The organism is Amphritea sp. 1_MG-2023, assembly GCF_030547545.1.
Classification (GTDB): Bacteria; Pseudomonadota; Gammaproteobacteria; order Pseudomonadales; family Balneatricaceae; genus Amphritea.
This window is the reverse complement of the sequence record NZ_JAUOQE010000022.1, coordinates 1-20,214: the sequence shown is the minus strand read 5'-3', so window position 1 is coordinate 20,214 and position 20,214 is coordinate 1. Positions and strand designations below refer to the sequence as shown.

General features: G+C 46.4%; 20 protein-coding genes. 9 read left to right on the top strand and 11 right to left on the bottom strand.

From position 1 onward, the window contains the following. Positions 1 to 114: 114 nt before the first annotated feature. Entirely contained in the window at positions 115 to 1,272 is a 1,158-nt protein-coding gene (locus Q4488_RS12365) for a type III PLP-dependent enzyme (protein ID WP_368411575.1), read from the bottom strand. Positions 1,273 to 1,417: 145 nt separating this feature from the next. Then, entirely contained in the window at positions 1,418 to 2,032 is a 615-nt protein-coding gene (locus Q4488_RS12360) for a CBS domain-containing protein (protein ID WP_303580785.1), read from the bottom strand. 963 nt (positions 2,033 to 2,995) lie between these two features. Here Q4488_RS12360 and Q4488_RS12355 point away from each other — a divergent pair. Next, complete coding sequence (locus Q4488_RS12355; protein WP_303580784.1) at positions 2,996 to 3,211, top strand: hypothetical protein; 216 nt, start codon at positions 2,996 to 2,998, stop codon at positions 3,209 to 3,211. 73 nt (positions 3,212 to 3,284) lie between these two features. On the opposite strand, the gene rlmF is transcribed toward Q4488_RS12355, so the two are convergent. Next, positions 3,285 to 4,271, bottom strand: a complete 987-nt coding sequence (rlmF, locus tag Q4488_RS12350; protein WP_368411576.1) for a 23S rRNA (adenine(1618)-N(6))-methyltransferase RlmF — start codon at positions 4,269 to 4,271, stop codon at positions 3,285 to 3,287. Between the two features lie 87 nt (positions 4,272 to 4,358). Beyond that, positions 4,359 to 4,922: a hypothetical protein gene (locus Q4488_RS12345; protein ID WP_303580782.1), complete on the bottom strand. Its 564-nt coding sequence runs from the start codon at positions 4,920 to 4,922 to the stop codon at positions 4,359 to 4,361. 190 nt (positions 4,923 to 5,112) lie between these two features. On the opposite strand from Q4488_RS12345, the gene Q4488_RS12340 reads away from it, so the two are divergent. From Q4488_RS12340 to trpS, 5 genes are all read left to right on the top strand, one after another. Beyond that, positions 5,113 to 5,955: a DMT family transporter gene (locus tag Q4488_RS12340; RefSeq protein WP_303580781.1), complete on the top strand. Its 843-nt coding sequence runs from the start codon at positions 5,113 to 5,115 to the stop codon at positions 5,953 to 5,955. A 265-nt stretch (positions 5,956 to 6,220) separates the two neighbouring features. Beyond that, on the top strand, positions 6,221 to 6,643 hold the full coding sequence (hpaR, locus tag Q4488_RS12335) for a homoprotocatechuate degradation operon regulator HpaR (RefSeq protein WP_303580780.1): 423 nt from the start codon (positions 6,221 to 6,223) through the stop codon (positions 6,641 to 6,643). A 246-nt stretch (positions 6,644 to 6,889) separates the two neighbouring features. Next, the gene (locus Q4488_RS12330; protein WP_303580779.1) at positions 6,890 to 8,197 is read left to right on the top strand and encodes a DEAD/DEAH box helicase; all 1,308 of its coding nucleotides are present in this window, start codon (positions 6,890 to 6,892) and stop codon (positions 8,195 to 8,197) included. Between the two features lie 595 nt (positions 8,198 to 8,792). Then, on the top strand, positions 8,793 to 9,194 hold the full coding sequence (locus tag Q4488_RS12325) for a GFA family protein (RefSeq protein ID WP_303580778.1): 402 nt from the start codon (positions 8,793 to 8,795) through the stop codon (positions 9,192 to 9,194). Between the two features lie 283 nt (positions 9,195 to 9,477). Then, positions 9,478 to 10,503, top strand: coding sequence for a tryptophan--tRNA ligase (trpS, locus tag Q4488_RS12320; RefSeq protein WP_303580777.1), 1,026 nt, complete (start codon positions 9,478 to 9,480; stop codon positions 10,501 to 10,503). Between the two features lie 322 nt (positions 10,504 to 10,825). On the opposite strand, the gene rho is transcribed toward trpS, so the two are convergent. The 6 genes from rho to paaY form a co-directional block, all read right to left on the bottom strand. Next, positions 10,826 to 11,773 (bottom strand): transcription termination factor Rho, encoded by a 948-nt coding sequence (gene rho / locus Q4488_RS12315; RefSeq protein WP_303580776.1) that lies wholly within the window; start codon positions 11,771 to 11,773, stop codon positions 10,826 to 10,828. A gap of 17 nt (positions 11,774 to 11,790) precedes the next feature. After that, positions 11,791 to 12,543, bottom strand: coding sequence for a pseudouridine synthase (locus tag Q4488_RS12310; RefSeq protein WP_303580775.1), 753 nt, complete (start codon positions 12,541 to 12,543; stop codon positions 11,791 to 11,793). A gap of 115 nt (positions 12,544 to 12,658) precedes the next feature. Next, a complete protein-coding gene (gene thrH, locus Q4488_RS12305; RefSeq protein WP_303580774.1) occupies positions 12,659 to 13,276 on the bottom strand; it encodes a bifunctional phosphoserine phosphatase/homoserine phosphotransferase ThrH in 618 nt (205 codons plus the stop codon). A gap of 323 nt (positions 13,277 to 13,599) precedes the next feature. Then, on the bottom strand, positions 13,600 to 14,685 hold the full coding sequence (locus Q4488_RS12300) for an alcohol dehydrogenase family protein (protein ID WP_303580773.1): 1,086 nt from the start codon (positions 14,683 to 14,685) through the stop codon (positions 13,600 to 13,602). A gap of 5 nt (positions 14,686 to 14,690) precedes the next feature. Then, a complete protein-coding gene (locus Q4488_RS12295) occupies positions 14,691 to 15,203 on the bottom strand; it encodes a TetR/AcrR family transcriptional regulator (RefSeq protein WP_303580772.1) in 513 nt (170 codons plus the stop codon). A gap of 554 nt (positions 15,204 to 15,757) precedes the next feature. After that, positions 15,758 to 16,357, bottom strand: a complete 600-nt coding sequence (gene paaY / locus Q4488_RS12290) for a phenylacetic acid degradation protein PaaY (RefSeq protein WP_303580771.1) — start codon at positions 16,355 to 16,357, stop codon at positions 15,758 to 15,760. 481 nt (positions 16,358 to 16,838) lie between these two features. Here paaY and Q4488_RS12285 point away from each other — a divergent pair, with 481 nt between their 5' ends. Further along, entirely contained in the window at positions 16,839 to 17,384 is a 546-nt protein-coding gene (locus Q4488_RS12285) for a hydrolase (protein ID WP_303580770.1), read from the top strand. A gap of 167 nt (positions 17,385 to 17,551) precedes the next feature. Here Q4488_RS12285 and Q4488_RS12280 read toward each other — a convergent pair whose 3' ends face one another. Further along, a complete protein-coding gene (locus Q4488_RS12280; RefSeq protein WP_303580769.1) occupies positions 17,552 to 18,490 on the bottom strand; it encodes a universal stress protein in 939 nt (312 codons plus the stop codon). A 390-nt stretch (positions 18,491 to 18,880) separates the two neighbouring features. On the opposite strand from Q4488_RS12280, the gene Q4488_RS12275 reads away from it, so the two are divergent. Both Q4488_RS12275 and Q4488_RS12270 read left to right on the top strand, forming a co-directional pair. Further along, the gene (locus Q4488_RS12275; protein WP_303580768.1) at positions 18,881 to 19,285 is read left to right on the top strand and encodes a DUF2892 domain-containing protein; all 405 of its coding nucleotides are present in this window, start codon (positions 18,881 to 18,883) and stop codon (positions 19,283 to 19,285) included. Between the two features lie 268 nt (positions 19,286 to 19,553). Further along, positions 19,554 to 20,141, top strand: coding sequence for a DUF5610 domain-containing protein (locus Q4488_RS12270; protein ID WP_303580767.1), 588 nt, complete (start codon positions 19,554 to 19,556; stop codon positions 20,139 to 20,141). The last annotated feature ends 73 nt before the right edge of the window (positions 20,142 to 20,214 follow it).

Here is a 20,214-nt window from a genome sequence, read left to right as displayed (position 1 = left end):
ATTTGATCTAAAGGGAAGCGGCCTATTATTGCTATATAAATCAATATTCAATAAGCAAAAAACCCGCCGAAGCGGGTTTTTCAAATGCAGAAATCAATCATCAGCCATTGATGATCAGATACAGTAGCATTTCAATGGAGGAAAGCCATTAAACTCAACAGAGCTATAACTTGTGGTATACGCGCCGGTTGAAAACCAGTAAAGCCGATCACCAATTTGCAACGATAACGGCATCTCATACTTAAAGTTTTCGTACATAATATCCATACTGTCACAGGTAGGGCCGGCCAAGACAACCTCTTCGCCCTCGCCCTCACGCTCGGTTTCCAAGGGGAACTTAATCGCCTCACCCAAGGTTTCGATCAGTCCATTAAACAGCCCGACATCAGTATAAACCCAACGATTTAACGCAGTATGAGACTTACGCGAAATCAGCACGACCTCACTCACCAGCAAGCCGCTATCACCCACCAAAGAGCGCCCCGGTTCAAGAATAATCTGCGGCGGATTATCGCCAAAGTCTTCCTTCAGGTAACGAGTAATCTCTTCACAATAAACAGAAAAATCGTTGGCTTTGGTCAGGTATTGAGCTGGAAAACCGCCACCCATATTGATCAAGCGTAGCTGAATGGCATATTCACTGCGCAGCCGCTCGAAGATAACTTTAACTTTCGCAATAGCCGCATCCCAAACATCAATTAGCCGCTGCTGCGAGCCAACATGAAAAGAAATACCGTAAGGCTCAAGCTTTAGTTTCTTAGCCAATACAGCCAGATCAATCGCCATATCCGGGTTACAGCCGAACTTACGTGATAATGGCCAGTCCGCACCTTCGGCGCCCTCTGTTTGAATACGAATATACACCCGAGAGCCTGGGGCATACTCAGCAATATTTTTCAGGTCTTCTTCAGAATCGGTGGCGAACAAACGCACACCCTTCTCATAAAAGTAACGAATATCTTCACGTTTCTTAATCGTGTTGCCATAGCTGATGCGGTCAGGCGTTACGTTGTGTGATAGCACTTGATCGAGTTCATAAATAGAAGCGATATCAAAGCTTGAGCCTAGTTCAGCCAACAATCCCACTATTTGTGGGTGCGGATTCGCCTTCACCGCGTAATAGATAGAGGCAAAATCAAATCCATTTTTCAATTCATGATATTTTTCTGCAATGGTTTGCAAATCAATTAACTGAAATGGCGTCTGATGCTGATCGGCCACTTTTTTCAAGCGAGCCCATTTTTCAGCAGAGATATGATCCGGCAATTTCATCACTATTTTTACCTATACTCCTGCCGGTTTTTCCGGCAAAAAAGTGGAGCCATCTAACTCCATGAGAAAACGCGGAGTATAGTTTAAACCAACACGCTGTAAAGCTAATTTTAAGCGTCAAATCAAATTAATTTCTGCCTTAGAATCAAATGATCAGATCGCGACCCTGCGTTATAATTTTTTCGATCTCAGCAAAGGATTTCGCCTCGGCCATGACATCAAATCCAACCTTCAACTTACGTGAAACATCACTCGCAGAGATAATGCCTCGAATACGTTTAACCCCTAACTCAGACTCATCCACCACCAACAAATGCTGATCGCCGATGTTTTTCAAGGTCAACATAATATCCCCAACCCGTGAATGACTAATCTGATCAAATGTCAGCGAACGCAAATATTCTTTATGCAACATAATATGGCTGACTAATACCTCATCCCGCGTCACACCATGGTTTTGCATATAGACAACAACTTTATGACCGGCAATATCTTGCGCACTAATCACACCGACAAATTTACCTGCTGGGGTCGTAACAAAGAGCATTCGCACATGTTCGCTCTTCATGCGCTCTAAAGCATGATCGACCGACACACCTTCGGTCACCATCACCGGCATCACTTGACTAAAGTCAGTGATCACCTCAATGGCTGGATTATTCACGCTGAATGTCTTTTGTTTATGTTCAGGGGTGAGTAAATGCTGGATGTCACAATTGTCCTGCAAACGTAACGGATAGAATTCTTCAAACACAGGCATCTCCAGTTTTATTTTTATAATATGCCTACAGCATAGTGCGGTTTGTCACTTAACTGCCAGTTTTTTAATCCTTTAATCATTAACAGTCCGACTCGACATCAGCACCAAAACCGCCATAGCAAGCAACGAGAGTCGATAATCAGCTGACACATTCAAGCCTGCAGGGTTATCCCAGAACGGCCCGCTTGCCTCTTTAAGCGCTTCGCTACGCGTCGAGCCGATATCTTTCGGCGCCAGCGTATTCCGCTGACTTAATCAGCGCCTGCTGATATAGGTTTGCCGGTATTGTTTTAAGGAAGGTGCGAATAAGTCAATTACGCCTCTGGCTGACAAAGTAGATGACCATTCTAATGTCCGCAGAGAACATAACAGACTTATTCGCACCTTCCCTTATTGATTGGTAATGGCACTATCGAATCACGGCCTAAATCGGGCTATTACGTGCGACTACGGCAGGCACCGCCCGAATGACCTACGACAAGTAATCCAGCCTCTCAACCGCTGGTGGTTGCACAATGGCAGAAGCTGCAGTACATGATCAACGAGTATGGTAATCAGGCAGCCACCAAGCTCAGATTCGCACTGCCAGACACTCAAGTAGCAACGCTAAAGCCGTTAACACGGTTGCGTGTCAGAACTTAGTCGAAATGCCCACTGTCGGATACTCGATTATGAATGCGTGATGGTAGATTTCGGCTGCCGTGTTCATCCTGCCATGGAAAAAGCAATTACAACCTTAGGCCAACTGTGTAAAAAGATGCTATCGGATGCGCTATTACTCAGCGCTACGGAGCTTGCCTCAGGGAAGTATCAGCGCCTTATAAGGCAAGCCCCACATGAAAACATCTCATGATATTTACCCCACAGAGATGTTTTTTTGACTACACTCATTGATATGTCAAAAAGACAGTCTGTTAAGCAACAGACTGTGTGTTTATCACGACAATCAAAGGGGATTTAAATGTGGATGGATATAATCTGGAATCACGCGTCAAAAGCCTCGAGGTACTGACCTCACTGCTACTCGCCATAACCAGCAACATGCAACAGGGTTCGCCAGCCCCCTTAGAAACACTCAAAAACCTGCTTAATGCTCACCCAGATATAATGACTGACGATTTACTCAATTACATGGAAGAACTCGAGAACACAGCCAAATTGCTACAACAACGACATTAACCTAGGCATCGCTTAAAAGCCGCGTTAGGTTATCGTCATGAAGGCACAAACCCTCGCTCATGCCAATCTCAAACTACTGCGGCGATAATGATTTATCGCCCCAGTAAGTCTCACGCCACTGCAGGCGTGCGTTATCAGACTGAAAGGTCCACAGTAACAGGCGACTCTGCTTTTGTCCTTGCGTCATCGCTACTACCTTAACGCGTCTAGCGCCTGCATTTTTTAAAGCCCCTTTTAATTGAGGGATATGCGTTTCTTTCGACACCAGACAGCTAAATAGATAACACTGAGCGGCGACATCTTTGCTCTGCGTTATGATTCTCTTAATAAAGGCTAACTCCCCACCGGGACACCAAAGTTCATTACTCTGACCGCCAAAATTGAGTTTAACGCTATCGGCGGGCTGCCCCAGATGACGTAATTTACGACGGTTAGCCGCTTCAGTCTCTTGCGCCGAGCCATGAAAAGGCGGATTGCACAGGGTAAAATCAAATCGATCTGATGGTTTAATCACACCCTTGAAAATAAGTTTAGCATCCGCCTGTAAACGGCAAGTGAGCTGCCCTTTGAGTGCAGTATTGGCCTCGGCAATCAGGTTTGCGGTGTTCACCGATACCGGATCAATATCGGTACCGACAAATTGCCAACCATAAGTACGATTACCAATCAGCGGATAGATACAGTTGGCTCCAACACCGATATCCAAGCCTTGAATCATTCGGCCTTCAGGAACGACACCGCCGTTATCCGCCGCCAGTTCATCCGCTAAATAATGAATATAGTCAGCTCGCCCTGGAATTGGCGGACACAGATAACCGGCGGGGATATCCCAAAACTGTATCCCATAGTGCTGCATTAACAGGGCTTTATTCAATGCTTTAACCGCTACGGGATCATGAAAATCGATGGTCTGATCGCCTCGACGGCTAACCACCACACAGGGTTTTAATTCAGCACACAGCTGACAGAGGGCGTCAAAGTCATAGCGCCCCTGATGCGGATTGCGAGGATGTAGCTGAGCGGCGGGCCGCTGCTGCCCATGACGCGGTGATTTAACCATCATAAAAAGAACCCTGCGGTGAAAACAGAGCATTGTATCCTAAGTGAAGCAAGATGAGGTGGCCTAAATCAAGCCAATAGCCCGCTTTTAACGAATCTCCAGATAAGGCAACCAGCGTTTGCTCAGATCGGCCGTCTCAATATCAAATTCACCGATAGGCGGCACACTGAGATCTGCCGGCGGAGCAGCCAACAAATTCAGGTCGAGCGCCTGAGCAATACCGCTTAGGCGATTATCGGTTAGTTGCAGTTTATAGTAGATACCATGCCAAAAATTGGCGCCAAACGCTTCAGGTCGTTTAAACATAAACAGGAGATCATGTTCTAACCAACGAAAATCATTGTCGCTGATGATTCTAGGCTGAGCATAAGGATAGGGAATAAAGCACCATAATTCGGGTCCTTCGAGACACTTCATCTCTTTCATGGAAAGAAAGTAATCTTTAAACAGATGCTCATCTAAGGTTATTTGATAAGCAAACTGATCATCGTCAAGCGCGTGAAAAACAACACCCCCGATACGTTTTTCGGTGCCATCAATCTGTTGTAAATAAATCCCTTTTTCCCCCTGACTCAAGCTTGAGGCCCACCCCGAGGCCGCTGGATAAAACAACATCGCTGACACGATTAAACAGAAAAATAACTTGTGCATCACAGACTCCTCTCTTTATTGTTCAGTTTAGAAGCCTGACCCCAGCGCTGTATGATACTTCAGTACCGTTTTACCTCATGATAGCGCTGCAGTTTAGGCATAATATCGATACAATGCGCTCACAGTGACGGCTCAAGACCGTCAGGCACCCTGCCAAGACAATAACTAACAACGCGGCTAAAGAGATCAAATGAATACGGATTATCTAAAAGGATTTTTACTGACCTCCCTAGGCGTGTTGATCCTGAGTTTTGATGCTCTACTGATTCGATTAATTGAAGTAGAATCATTCAGCCTGTTATTCTGGCGTGGGCTACTAATGAGCGTTATGGTGGCACTATGGTGCCGCTACCGCTATCCCGGCAAGCCACTCTTTTATCGTGATTGGGCGAGCCTACGCTCAATGCTCTTTTTCAGTATCAGCTCGATCCTATTTGTCACCGCGATTCACCATACCACGGTAGCCAACGTACTCGTCATTATCAGTGCGCAACCCCTGTTTGCCGCGATTATCGCTCGCCTGTTTATTGGCGAACGTTCGGCGCCTATCACCTGGCTGGCAATCGCTATTTCGATGTTAGGTATTGGCTGGGTGATGAAAGATTCATGGTCGAGCCCAAACTTACAAGGCGATCTGATGGCGCTTTTATGCGGCATCATGCTGGCGGCTAAATTTGTCAATGATCGCTCCGTCAAACATCGGGATATGACCCCAGCCCTCATTACATCGGGGTTGTTAGTCAGTCTGATCAGTCTGTTTAATGCCTCGCCGTTGGCACTTTCTGGCTCCGATTGGGGTTGGATGTTACTGCTGTGTATCGTTATCGTTCCCATTGCCTTCGTACTCATCACTATAGGACCAACGCGGATATCCGCCGCGGAAGTCGGTATGCTCATGCTACTCGAAACCGCTTGTGGACCGCTGCTCGTCTGGTTGTTTTTGAACGAAGTTCCCAGCCGCGCCGCCTTAGAAGGCGGCGGATTAGTCATTACCACGCTACTCATTCACGGCTATCTTCAGTGGCGACGCTAAGGAAGGTGCGAATAAGTCAATTACGCCTCTGGCTGACAGAGAAGCTGGAGATCAAGGCAACAGTTACAGGCATTCTGGTTGTATGTCGAAAAATGTTAACGCTGAGATCTTGCTTCTCTGAAAGCCCCGAAGGGAGAACATAACGGACTTATTCGCACCTTCGCTAATGTATCGATAGCCATACGCTAAAAAAAACATTTGCATCAAACGTCCTGAATAGTAAGAATGAACCCAATACTAGTTTAGATATTAAGAATTAAAATATATGCGTGAATTTGAAGACTCTTTACCTCTACAGCTATTGAAAGCCCGTGAAACCACCATGGCTCTTTTTCGTCCGTTACTGCAGGAAAACAATGTCACCGAGCAGCAATGGCGTGTACTCAGGGCACTCAAGGCGTATCACGAGTTAGAATCCAAACAACTCGCCGAACACTGCTGCATTCTAAGTCCAAGCCTCACCGGCATCATCAAGCGCTTGGAACAGCAAGGCTATATCAAGCGAAAGAAGTCTGATGAAGATCAACGTCGTACACTCCTGAGCCTTACTGATAAAGCACTCAACCTGTTTGAACGATTAAGCCCGCATATTGAAGAACAGTATCAAGCATTTACCAAGCGCTATGGCGAAGAAAAAATGGCACAGCTCACCCTATTACTGAAACAACTCACCGAACTCAAAGTGTGATTGCAGACGGCCTAGATGATGCTCGTCCCCTTGTCCATAGTCGATTCATTCACTGTCGACGTTGGATGAATAGGCTTAGCACGACCAATGAGCCTAGCGAAACCAGCTCTCACTCAGTATAAAAGTGGAGAGCCTATCACCAAGATAGCCATATTCGAGTCTGACACGCATTCACAGCTAACCACTCAGCACGGCTTTTAAGCTATACTGCGCCCTTCTCTCCTTTGACGAGCGGCCCGAGCCCCTATGCCATTTTCAAACCTTGGATTATCCGATCCAATCTGCCAAGCGCTGCAAACATTGGGGTATACCGCCCCTACGCCTATTCAGCAACAAGCAATGCCTCTTATTTTGTCGGGTAAAGATCTCATTGCTACCGCGCAAACCGGCACCGGTAAGACTGGGGCATTTATCCTGCCGATCCTCGAACGCTTCAATCAAGCAGGTAACTTACGCGGCAAACGCATCCGAGCATTGGTGCTCACCCCGACACGGGAGCTCGCCATACAAGTGGCGGATAACGTTGCCGCTTATAGTCAACATCTAAATATTACATCAATGGCGGTTTATGGCGGCGTTGATGCTGAGCCACAAAAACAACGCCTCATCGAAGGCATTGATATTTTAGTGGCGACACCGGGACGACTCCTCGATCTGGCCCATCAGCGTGCGCTACATTTTGATGCGCTAGAAGTATTGGTGTTAGATGAAGCAGATCGGATGGTGGATATGGGGTTTGTTGATGATATCAATAAGATCATTGAGCGTTTACCCAGCGTGCGACAAAACCTGCTATTTTCAGCCACCATGAGCGATAAGGTTCGCGAGCTTGCTGAGAATTTTGCTGATAGCCAAGTAGCCACTCCCGCGGTTGAGATATCGGTGTCGCCCAAAACGCAAGCCGCTACGACCATCCAACAGTGGTTAATCAGCGTCGATAAGGACACCAAGTCGGCCTTGTTGAGTCATCTAATCAAGACTGAGCAATGGGATCAGGCGCTCATCTTCATCGAAAAAAAGCACGCGGCAGCTAAACTGGTTGTTCAGCTTGCTAAACGCGGCATTGTGGCAGAAGCGATTCATGGCGATCGCAGCCAAGCGATGCGGGAAAAGATTTTAGCGGATTTCAAATCAGGAAAACTTAAATACTTAGTCGCCACTGGGGTTGCGGCACGCGGCTTAGATATTGGCGAGTTGAGTCGCGTGGTGAATTACGATCTACCGTTTAAACCGGAAGATTATATTCATCGTATCGGCCGAACCGGCCGTGCGGGCGCCACGGGCGAAGCGATCTCTTTTGTCGCCTTCGGTGATTTTAAAAACCTTTGCGCCATCGAAAGCCGCTTAGATCATCTGATCGAACGAAAACAGATTGACGGTTTTCCCGTGAGAAAAACGGTACCTATTTCTGTCTTAAATTTTGTTCGCACAAGCAAGCCACCCATGCCTAAAACGCCATCGAATAAACCTTCGAGGACTCGGGCTAAAGCACCCAATAAAAAATCATCTAGCGATAAAGACGAAAACAGACCCAACAAACATATCTGGGGTTAAGTAAGGAAGGTGCGAATAAATCAATTACGCCTCTGGCTTTCGCGTATCTGGCCATTCTAATGTCCGCAGAGAACATAGCGGACTTATTCGCACCTTCCCTAGAATCGACAAACAGTTACAAAAGCCAAAGAGCATAAACGGCTCTTAGCTGCATGAAGAAAAAAGACTGATGTTTAAGGCATCACTCTTTTCAATTTGCGCATTTCGTCATGATCGACCCTCCAACTTTTCAGGAGAATTAGATTGAGGTCAATCATTAACGTTTTCTTACCCTCCCCTGACAAAGCATCGACAATGACGAGAAGGTATTCAGGACTTTGCAGAGCAGCTACTCAGGCCATCGAGTATAGCGTCTTAAATTCGTGGGGATACCACAGGCTTTGACTCCTTTACTGCGAAGCCCTTGCCATTCGCTAGTCGTTAACATTTAATAACGACTTAAATCGCTATGGATGGTGACCTTCCTACAGAGGACTTTCACCTCATTAGTTCATGCCCATGCTGGGCGTACACAAGTAGCTTCACCGGAAAGAATAATTTTTCTGGTGAGTTAGGCGCTATATGTCTTTAAACCACAGGCAATGGAGGGAGTTCGATGACTGTTCATTTAGGTTCTTGTCTGTGTGGAACCGTGAGCTTTACGATAAAAGGAGAGTTTGACAGTTTTTATTTCTGCCACTGTCATCACTGCCAAAAGGATACTGGGTCGGCTCATTCGGCAAACCTATTCTCACAGTCCGCCAAATTGGTCTGGCAGTCGGGCTCTGATGCAGTGACTTCCTTTACGCTTCCTGATACTCGTCACAATAAAAGTTTTTGTAAGCTCTGTGGTTCAGCACTGCCAAGTACTCAGGTCGCAGGCTTACTCATCGTACCCGCAGGGTGTCTGGACACTGAAATCTCTATGTTGCCAACAGCGCAGATTTTTTCATCCAGCAAAGCAGATTGGAATGGGGAGTTAGGGGAAGTGCCAGAGTTCGAGGGGCTGCCAGATTGAGCCACCATCACATATCCAGCGGCTGTTGGCGGACGTACCTACGCTGCGTTTCGGCACGCCGCAAAGCCAAGCGATACCCACTAAGCTAAATTTAATTGAATCACTTTTTGATGAATGGTAGCCTTAATCCATGCAAACAAATCATAGTTATTATTTAATCTCAGTCTCATGGTGGCGTTCTATTTTATAGAGCGGCGCTGAATCATATTTATTCAAAGCCGTCGGAAGACGCTTATGAATAACATTATTTATGTCTCCGACGGTACAATTTAGGAGCCATATTATGCACAATCAAAAAAAAATCATCACACAAGAAAAAATATTAACCGGGGATAGAGCAACAGGACAGCTACACCTAGGACATTTTGTTGGTTCGCTTCAGCAACGAGTAAAATTACAACATGAGTATGAACAAACAGTTTTAGTTGCTGATTTACAAGGCTTAACTGATAACGGTCATAACCCTCATAAAGTATCGTCAAATATTTTGAATGTAGTCGCTGATTATTTGGCTGTGGGTATTGATCCGCTAAAAACAACTATTTGTTTGCAGTCAGCTATTCCCGCTCTAGCTGAATTAACAATGTATTACTCAAATCTAGTCTCTGTTGCTAGGTTACAGAGAAATCCAACTGTAAAAAATGAAATTTCAGCTAAATCATTTGGTCGTTCAATTCCAACGGGCTTTTTAACATACCCAATTAGCCAAGCCGCAGATATTACTGCATTTAGAGCAACTTTAATTCCTGTTGGTGATGATCAATTACCTATGATTGAGCAAACCAATGAGATCGTAAGAAAACTCAATCATATTGCACAGGATGATATTCTCGTGGAGTGTCGACCATTGCTAAGTAAAATGCCTCGCCTACCAAGTACCGATGGTAAATGTAAAATGTCAAAATCTATGGGCAACTGTATTCTCTTGAGCGCGACTGACAAAGACATTTCAAAGGCTGTAAAGTCTATGTATACAGATCCTAATCATCTAAAAATTGAAGATCCCGGACAAGTTAGTGGTAATGTTGTTTTCACATATTTAGATGCATTCCACCCAGATTCAACGTTTATTGATGAGTTAAAGGTGAGGTATCAAAACGGTGGTTTAGGCGATGGTACAACCAAAAAAATTCTTGAAGAGTGCTTACAAAATACATTAAAACCAATTAGAGAACGTAGAGATGTTTTTATGTCAGATAAAGCTCAATTAATAGATATTCTTCGAATGGGTAGCCAAAAGTCGCAAGAGGAATCAAATCAAGTGTTAAATAACGTTAAGCGTGCACTTGGTCTTAACTTATTTAATTAGTAAATAATCAATACGCTGGGTATAACAAGTTCAAATACTTTCGCTGCACTGGCTTTCGCGTATCTGGCCATTCTAATGTCCGCAGAGAACATAACGGACTTATTCGCACCTTCCCTAACTGAGGCCTTAAAAACTGCATCTTTTCAGGTCTTTAACTGAGGCGTTAATGTCCGCTTTGTGTCGAAAGCGGACTTTTTTCATTTTACATCCAGGCGATGAGCCTCGTTTTCGGCCTCGAGCAAATAATGATTCAGCCATTCACGCAAACAACAAAAAGGGAAATGGCTTTGGGCTTTTCTATCAGCGAATGTCGCCCACGCGCTTACTCATTCGCCATCGCCTTCAACAGCTCCCCGTTGCTGGGATATGTCTCTAATAATTCAACCAAACGACGGGCTCCTTCTATCGGTTTGAGGTTGGTCAATGAGCGGCGTAACGTGCGAATGTTAGCGATATCTTTAGCATCTAATAATAGCTCTTCCCGCCGAGTGCTACTTTTAGCGATATCCAAGGCGGGGAAAATACGCCGACTGGCCGTCTCTCGTGATAGCACAACTTCCATATTACCGGTACCTTTGAACTCCTCGTAGATCACCTGATCCATACGACTACCGGTATCCACGAGGATGGTTGCCAAAATCGTCAGTGAACCACCGTTTTCGATTTTTCTCGCGGCACCGAATAGCTTACGCGGTATTTCTAATGCGCGCGCATCGACGCCGCCCGACATCGTGCGACCACTACTTTTTTGCTCGGCATTATGAACCCGAGACAGCCGGGTGAGTGAGTCAATGACGATCATCACGTCATGACCCTCACCGGCTTCCCGACGCGCCTTATTCAGCAACTCATTCGCCACGCGCACATGCTGAGCATAACTTTCATCCGACGATGAGGCATGCACTTCGGCGGTCACACTGCGCTTAAAGTCGGTCACCTCTTCCGGCCGTTCATCAATCAGTAACGCATACAGTTTGATCGCGGGATAAGCGCTAGCGACCGACTGACAAACATGCTTTAGCAAGGTTGATTTACCCGACCCCGGCGGTGCCACCACCAAGCCTCTCTGCCCCATACCAATCGGGCTAATTAAATCCATCGCTCGCATGGATAGCTGAGAAGATCCCGCTTCGAGTCGAATACAGGGGCTCGGATGAATAGCCACCCCATTTAAAAAACGCTTTTGTGGATCAGTTTCAAGCGGACTATCGCTTAACTGATTCGCAGGCTTATCTCTTTTAACCTTTAAACTTAATGTTTTTCTTGTCATGGTATCGGTTTATCACTCTACGAATAAGGTCTTTTAAGGGGATTAACGGCTTCAATATCAAGCGCTTGATATCGCTCATCATTGCCTGACAGAGCGTTAACTTCTGCGGCCGTTAAGCAACGCCAGTCACCGAGATCGACATCTAAACATAAGCAACCAATTTGCTGACGATGTAAGGCCTTAACCCGATTACCCATCGCGGCAAACATACGCTTGACCTGATGAAAGCGTCCCTCCGTCAGGGTTAAACGCACATGATAAGGATCGATAATCACTAAAGCCGCGGGGCGTGTTAATTGTGTTTCGCCTTGCAGTCGTATGCCAGCCTGAAAGCGTTGTACCGCTTCCGGCTTAATTGGCCGAGATAGCACCACTTCATACACTTTCTCACAGCGGTAGTTAGGGGAAGTGAGCCGATAAGACCAATGTCCATCATCGGTTACTAACACCAGTCCGGTAGTATCAGCATCCAAACGCCCAGCGATGTGCAGTTCTTCGATACGCTCCACCCCTAAGAGGTTAAGTGCAGAGGGATAGTGTTCATCAATATTCGAACAGATCATCTCAGCCGGCTTATTTAATAGATAATAGCGAAAAGGTCTGGGCGTTAAGACGCCACCATCGAGCGTCACGCTATTATTGATATGCACTTGTTGCGTCGCACATGAAGCCAGTTGACCATTAACCTTGACTCGTTGCGCTTTAATCAAGGCAACCACATCAGCTAAAGCATAATCGCTGCTTTTACAGATAAATTTATCTAAACGCATAACATCAATGCTGACTGACCTGTTTTGTATGGGTCATCATAAACAAAAAAAGAGCGCCGCAGCACTCTTTAGTGGAAATTAATAACCGCGATCTCGGCGATACAGATCTATAAGATTACAGCGTCAAATCACGCTGACTGGCCTTGATAAACTCTTTTTTCAGGTCATCAAAGGTGTGTACCGCGGGAAACTGAGGGAACTCATCGATCACATTCGCAGGCGCATGAAAAAGCACACCCGCTTCCGCTTGACTAAGCATGGTCGTGTCGTTGTAGGAATCACCGGCGGCAATAACCCGATAGTTTAACAACTGAAATGCCCGCACTGACTGACGCTTAGGGTCTTTTTGCCGCAAGGTATAATCGGTAATCCGCCCCGTTTCATCCACTTCCAACTTGTGACACAGCAAGGTTGGATAACCGAGCTGCTTCATCAATGGTGCGGCAAATTCGTAAAAGGTATCCGACAGAATCACCACTTGAAAACGTTCACGCAACCAATCGATAAATTCCCGCGCACCTTCCAAAGGAGACAGACGATCGATAGTGGCTTGAATCTGTGGCAAGGTTAAGCCATGCTCGTCGAGGATACGCAGTCGTTGCTTCATCAGCACATCATAATCGGGAATATCACGGGTTGTCGCTTTAAGTTCTTCTATTCCGGTTTCTTCGGCAAAAGCGATCCAAATCTCAGGGATCAATACACCTTCTAGGTCAAGACATGCGAGTTCCACAAGCGACTCCTCAATATTGGTAAATACGAATCGAATGATACCCACTGATTCGCGATATGTGCGCCGATTTTACCCGATTGATCGTCTGTTGCAACGACTGCATAGCGTTCAACGATATTCAACGCCATTGAAGCATCGCTTCACCGAAGAGAAGTAGTCGACATCGATAGCAGCGCCATCAAACCCCTGACACTTAAGTGTGCGGCGAAGAAGCGTGCAACAGAACAACTGATTCAGCCGTCCAAAACAACGCTTCGGCGAGATCGATAGTCCATCAAGGCAATAGCATGTATGCTTACACCCTCTTTACGAAAAACAAAACCTCATGCCGCTAACGTCAATACAATTTTACCCACATGTTCCTTTGCCAAAAATTGTGCTTGTGCCGCCGCGATATCCGCTAATGGAAACGTCTGCGCCACCATCGGCTGAACTTTTTCTTGCTCAATACAGCGAATTAAATTCTGAAAAACCTCGGTGCCTAATACGGTACAACCAAAAAAGCTAAGATCTTTGAGATACAAAGTTCTGATATCCAGCTCGACTATCGGCCCCCCAATCGCTCCCGATACCGCATATCGGCTACCGGGTTTTAATACCTGTAGAAATTGGGACCACTGCGGCCCTGCCACGAGATCAATCACGACATCAACACTGTTGTCCGACAACACCTCAAGTAGATCCGCATCCCGAGGAATCACCTGATCGGCACCCAATGCTAGCAACGACTGATATTTACTCGGGCTGGTTATTGCAATGACATAGGCCCCGCGGGCCTTTGCCAACTGCACCGCGGCCGATCCTACTCCACCAGATGCACCGGAGATCAACACTCGATCCTGTGGGCCAACGTGCGTTCGACTGAGCATATTTTCAGCGGTGGAGTATGAACACGGAAACGACGCTAATTCAATATCGGTTAGCGGGCTATTCACAGCATGAGCATGTCGAGCAGCAACCACCGTATAGTCGGCAAAGCCGCCATCGCATTCAGAACCATAATACCCAGGTGTACTTAATAGCTGACCGTCGATCTCGCGTAAACAAGGCTCAATCAACACACGCTCACCAAGACGTGCTGATGACACATTTTCGCCCACCGCCACAATATAGCCACAAACATCTGCGCCCTGAATCAAAGGCAAACGTAAAGCATTACCTGTCCAGCTGGCATCGGCACTTTTATCATCGTCTTCCGCACTGCTTTGTTTTGAGTACCAACCGATGCGAGTATTGATATCGGTATTGTTAACCCCTGCGGCAGCAACACGAATCAACACGTCATTAGCCGATGGTGTTGGCACCGCTAGTGTCTCACTGTATTGCAACATTTCAGGTCCACCATGACCGATTAATTGCACTGCGCGCATAGTTTCAGGAATCGTTTCGTTGGTTAATGTAGTCTTCATGAGGGCTATCCTTTTTGCAGTGTTAGTAGTATTTGTTGAGCGGCGGTAATGGCTTCTCGCCCCAACATTGGCCAAGCACTCGCGATACCTTCGTGTAAGATAAAGATGGGGGTCGCTAGATCGTCTCGCAAACTCTGTTCGCCCAAGAACACACGCACAGCCGCTTTATGTTGCTGCACAATACAGCTTATCGCTGCGTTATCAGGAAAAGCCGCCATCGCATTCACCGATAAACAGCCATGTGGCGCATATGCCGACATCCACTCTTCCAGCCGATCAAAAATATGAACTACTGATTCAATCCCTTTGCCTGGCGCATCTTGCAGTAGAAAAGACAGATAGCGCTGATGACGATGCTCCAGCGCTGCAACCACCATGGCTTCTTTAGAGGGATAATGTTTATACAACGTTCGCAGGCTGACATGACACGCCGTTTTTAACTGCGCCACGCTAGGTTCAGCAAATCCATACTGACTGAATGCCTGTTCGAGACTCGCTGCAATCTGTTCTTTAAGCATAAATCCTCACAGGTAGAATGTTTAATCTACCTATAGAGTAGAATGAACACTCTACTCTGTCAAGCATCAATAAACCTCAATGAACTGACTTAGGGAAGGTGCGAATAAGTCAATTACGCCTCTGGCTTTCGCGTATCTGGCCATTCTAATGTTCGCAGAGAACATAACGACTTATTCGCACCTTCCTTACCTTAAACCGGCGGATGAAACAGTAATCAAACTAACTCAGCAGTGAAATTGATAGACTGAATGAGTGGGCTGTATTGCAGAGCTGAATAGATAGACTGAATTGATGTGCTGAACTGATAGACTGAATTGATGTGCTGAACTGACAGACTGAACTGATAGACTGAATTGATACGCTGAACTGATAGGTTGAACTGACAGACTGATGATGCGCTAAACTGATAGGTTGAACTGACAGGCTGTACGAACATCGTCCACAACACCCGCGATAAAACAGCGATTCAGGAAGACCTCTACTTCTTACCTTCCCAAACCCCAAACAGCATACGAGTTAGGCTGCAGACGAGTCAGCGCCTGCAACCACAAACTCAACTTTTATATTTGGGTATCGCCCCTTCAATACCCACCTCTAACCGAGGGCGGTCGGCCTCAACGGCCGTCAATGCCTCTGTTTCCTGCATGGTATTCATACAACGCAGTGTCAAATCCTGATATTGACGGGTGCCCGCGGACTTCCAATCAATCTCTTTATCGGTTAATTCTTTAATAATACGCGCAGGCGAACCCGCCACTAACGTCCGAGCGGGCACCTCCATTTTCGCTTTCACAAATGACATCGCCGCGACAATTGACGACTCTCCGATGGTCGCTCCATCCATAATCACAGAGTTCATACCCACCAATGCATTTTTACCGATCACACAACCATGTAAGACGGCCCCGTGACCAATATGACCATCCTCTTCAACCACAGTATCGGTGCCCGGAAAGCCGTGCATAACGCAGGTATCCTGCAAATTGGCTCCCTGCTTTAATTCCAACCGACCAAAATCACCTCGCAAGCAAGCGCCTGGGCCAACATAGCAACCGGGGCCAACAATCACATCGCCAATCAGTACCGCTGTTGGATGTACAAACGCAGTCGGATCGATCACCGGCGTAATTCCATCGATAGAATAGACTTTCATAATATAAGATCCATTTTCTAATTGAATATCGGTATAAAGGCTATTCTAACGCATTCAAAAATACAGGAATACCCTTATGCTAATTATTTAAGTGATCTCATTAACATGTCACTGCGTGACGACTATTAGACCGCAAGCGACATCAAACCAATACCCTAGCCGGTGCTGATTGATAAACACCAAAACGGCACCCAGGACAGATACCCCTGTCAGTTTTTCTCTACGGCTTTGCTAGTCCCGTGCTATTTATACCCCGCGCATTCGTTCAGGCGAAAGTCGGATTTAATATCAGGATTCACCTGCGCTTCATGCGGCAACACTCAAGCAGCAACTTAGCGATAGTGACCATAGCCAAACCACATACTAGGGTATATCCTTATCAGCGTTTACCTTGTTGCCGGCGTTGCTTTCAGCTGAAAATAAAGCACTTATACCCGGCGTTTAAGTGAGGCTTACGGCCTCTGTTATGCGGAGTATCTCTATGTTGATCTACCCCAATTCATCCTGTTTGCTAGTCGTTGATATTCAAGAAAAACTCGCCCCAGCGATCGATGAAGGAGAGGCTGTAATCGCCAATGTTCGCTGGCTTGCTGAAGTCGCCAAACTAGCCAGTGTGCCAATACTCACCACCGAGCAATATCCAAAAGGACTAGGCCCCACGGTTGAACAACTCCGTGATGTGTTGCCGCAGGAAGGTTTTATGGAGAAAATGCATTTCTCTTGTATGGCAGAGCCAAACTGTAACGAGAAGATTAACGGCCTAAAACCTAATCAGGTGATTATTGTAGGGATGGAAGCGCACGTCTGTGTTTTGCAAACCGCCATTCAAATTAAACAGCAAGCACGAGAGGTGTATGTGGTTGCCGATGCTGTATCATCGCGTAATCCTGCCGATAAAGCGATGGCACTGGAACGGATGCGCCACTGTGGTATCCACATCGTCACTAAAGAGATGGTTGGCTTCGAATGGATTCAAACATCAGGCACCGATCAATTTAGAGAGTTTAGTCAAAACTATCTACGCTAATCGCTAATTAAAACCATGCTATCGGTAGATGTTGCTTGGAAAGCACGATATCGACGGTTTTTATGCCATCAATACCCAGCAGGAGCCTCTGGCGCCTGCTATCGATTCGCTCAATGAGTGTTACTCTCGCATCACGCATAATTAACCGTATCATGTAGCAGGCTATTTTAGTTTTCCTCGATACTACTGACGAAACCTGGCGGTTTAACCACCATTAAATCGGCCTGCAGTTCATCTAAAATCCGCTCAATAGTGCTGCCCACCAAGATTCTATCAATCAGTCCACGGGTCACCCCGCCGACAACGAGAATATCAATATGTGCCTCATCGACATATTCAAGTATTGCCCGATGGGCTTCTTTTTCTTTCACCGTGACGGCGGGATTATCCGTGGTTAAACCATAAGGTTTGAGTAGTTTCGATAACGCTTCGATATGCATCGTTCTAACGGTATGCTGCATCTGCTCGAAATCGAGTACTAGGTGCTCATCAAAAATAACCGAATGCGGCAAGACGCTGTAGCTATGCATCACTTTCAGATCGCCCTCTAAGGCATGCACCATCCGCCGCGCCCATGCCAATATTCGGTGATCTAACGCCGCCGCACGGTCACACTCATGCAAGGGATCCACCGCCGCCGCGACATGCCCACCATCGGACCATACCTTCTGTTTGACTAATAACAACGGTACGGGGCACTCCCGAATCAACTGCCAATCCGATTGATCGAATAGATAGTGACCCAAGCGGCTATGCTGTTTAATCTGATGCAATACAATATCAGGAGCAAAACGTAGCGCTTTGCGCACCACCGCTTCGGCCGGATGACGTTGCCAACAAACATCCATATCGATATCGATATTGAGTTGCTTAAATGGCAAGGTTAACGGCTCTAACTCAGCTTCCACATGACGTTGATAGGCCTGTTCTGCTTTACTGAGCGAGGCTTGATCAAACAGATAACTTTGCCGCAATGCAGCGTTATAACAGCAACAAAATAACTCGACCTTGGCACCACTACCCTCCGCCAGACGAAGGGCTTTTTCCAATAACAGTTCAGCATCAGCGCCCTGCTCAATGTTCACCAAAATTTTGCTGATATCCACGGTAAAATCTCCTGAGTGGTTATATTTCTAGCATGCGTCAGACCGCTTAGTTTGCCAACTCTAATCATTGACATAACACAAACAAAACAACCTTAAGCATAGCTAAGGAAGGTGTGAATAAGTCAATTACGCCTCTGGCTTACAGAGAACCGGGAGTTCAAGGCAACAGTTACAGGCATACTGGTTGTATGTCGAAAAATGTTAACGCGGAGATCCTGCTTCTCTGAAAGCCCCGAAGGGAGAACATAACGGACTGATTCGCACCCTCCCTAAGCTTAGAAATCCAGCGAGCAGAAATTAATTTCAATATTAGATCATTCTAATATAGAATGATCGCTAAGCCTTCGGGCATCGGCATTCATACCTTCACTCACCACGAGGTTAACTCTTATGACGCTTAACGCTGCGCTTCGCCTATTAGCGGGATCGGTTATTCTTATCAGTCTCGCACTCGGTACTTATATCAATCCCGTTTGGTATTACCTCACCGGCTTTGTCGGCCTTAATTTACTCCAATCAGCCTTTACAGGCTGGTGCCCCGCGATGACACTGTTTCGACTACTCAAGTTAAAAGAACAAACCTGTAGCACAGGAATGAGCATACACCAAGGTGTTCATATTATTGCAGGATCTCTGGTTCTGGCCACCGTGGGGGCTTATCTTCTTTTTGCAGCACCACCATGGTTGTTATATATAACCGCCGTTGCTGGGGTTAGCTTAGTGCAGTCCGCCTTCACCGGTTGGTGCCCTGCTTTCACCATAGCCTCAGTGCTTGGGTTTAAGAAAGCCTCTTAAAATAGATCGACTCCACAAGAGCTCAACGCTAACCCCACAAACGGGTAAAATGCCGCCGAACGCGGCATTTTTTATACTGATGCGCTAAACTCAATTTGATACGGTTAACTAATCGACACCACCGGATAGCTAACACGCTCAACAAAAGCGCTGATTTATGAAAAACTTTCATAACAGAAAAGCCCCTGCCTGCCGATAACCTACGCAATACTGGGAATCGCTACCACAGCTTCCCTGCAACTCACCTAACTCAGCTATAGGAGATGAGATGGAGATCACGTCTATCAGCCCTCAAGCGGCAACAGAGCAGAGTAAAACAACAGGCACTGATACTTTTTCTGGCACGACAGCAGCGACTCAGGCTCAAGAGAATAAAACCGCCCACAATCAGGCGATATTACAAGCCGCATTAGAGGTCAGTATCTCGTCAGGTAATGACTCCCTGACCCTGCTGTACCGCTCGGCAGTCACTGAACTCAACAAAGTGCTCGAAACCGATCTCGGCGAATCATCAATCCAAAAGGCCTATGACTCGGGCTTAGATGTCTCTCCTGATGCCACGGCTGAACGCATTGTGTCCCTCAGCGCTGGTTTTTTCAGTAGCTATCAAGCACAGCACCCAGAGATGAATTATCAAGATCAGGTGACCCACTTTGTTGATGTAATTGGTGGGGGGATTGATCAAGGCTTTAGTGAAGCTCGTGATATTCTCGATGGCTTACAAGTACTCGATGGTGATATCGCTAGCAATATCGATAAGACCTATGACTTAGTGCAAGAAAAGCTCTCAATTCTGACCGATAGCTTGCTCGAACAAGCCCCCAGCTTAGCCGATGAGGCAGGCGGGCAAGCTTAGGGAAGGTGCGAATAAGTCAATTACGCCTCTGGCTTACAGAGAAGCTGGAGATCAAGGCAACAGTTACAGGCAT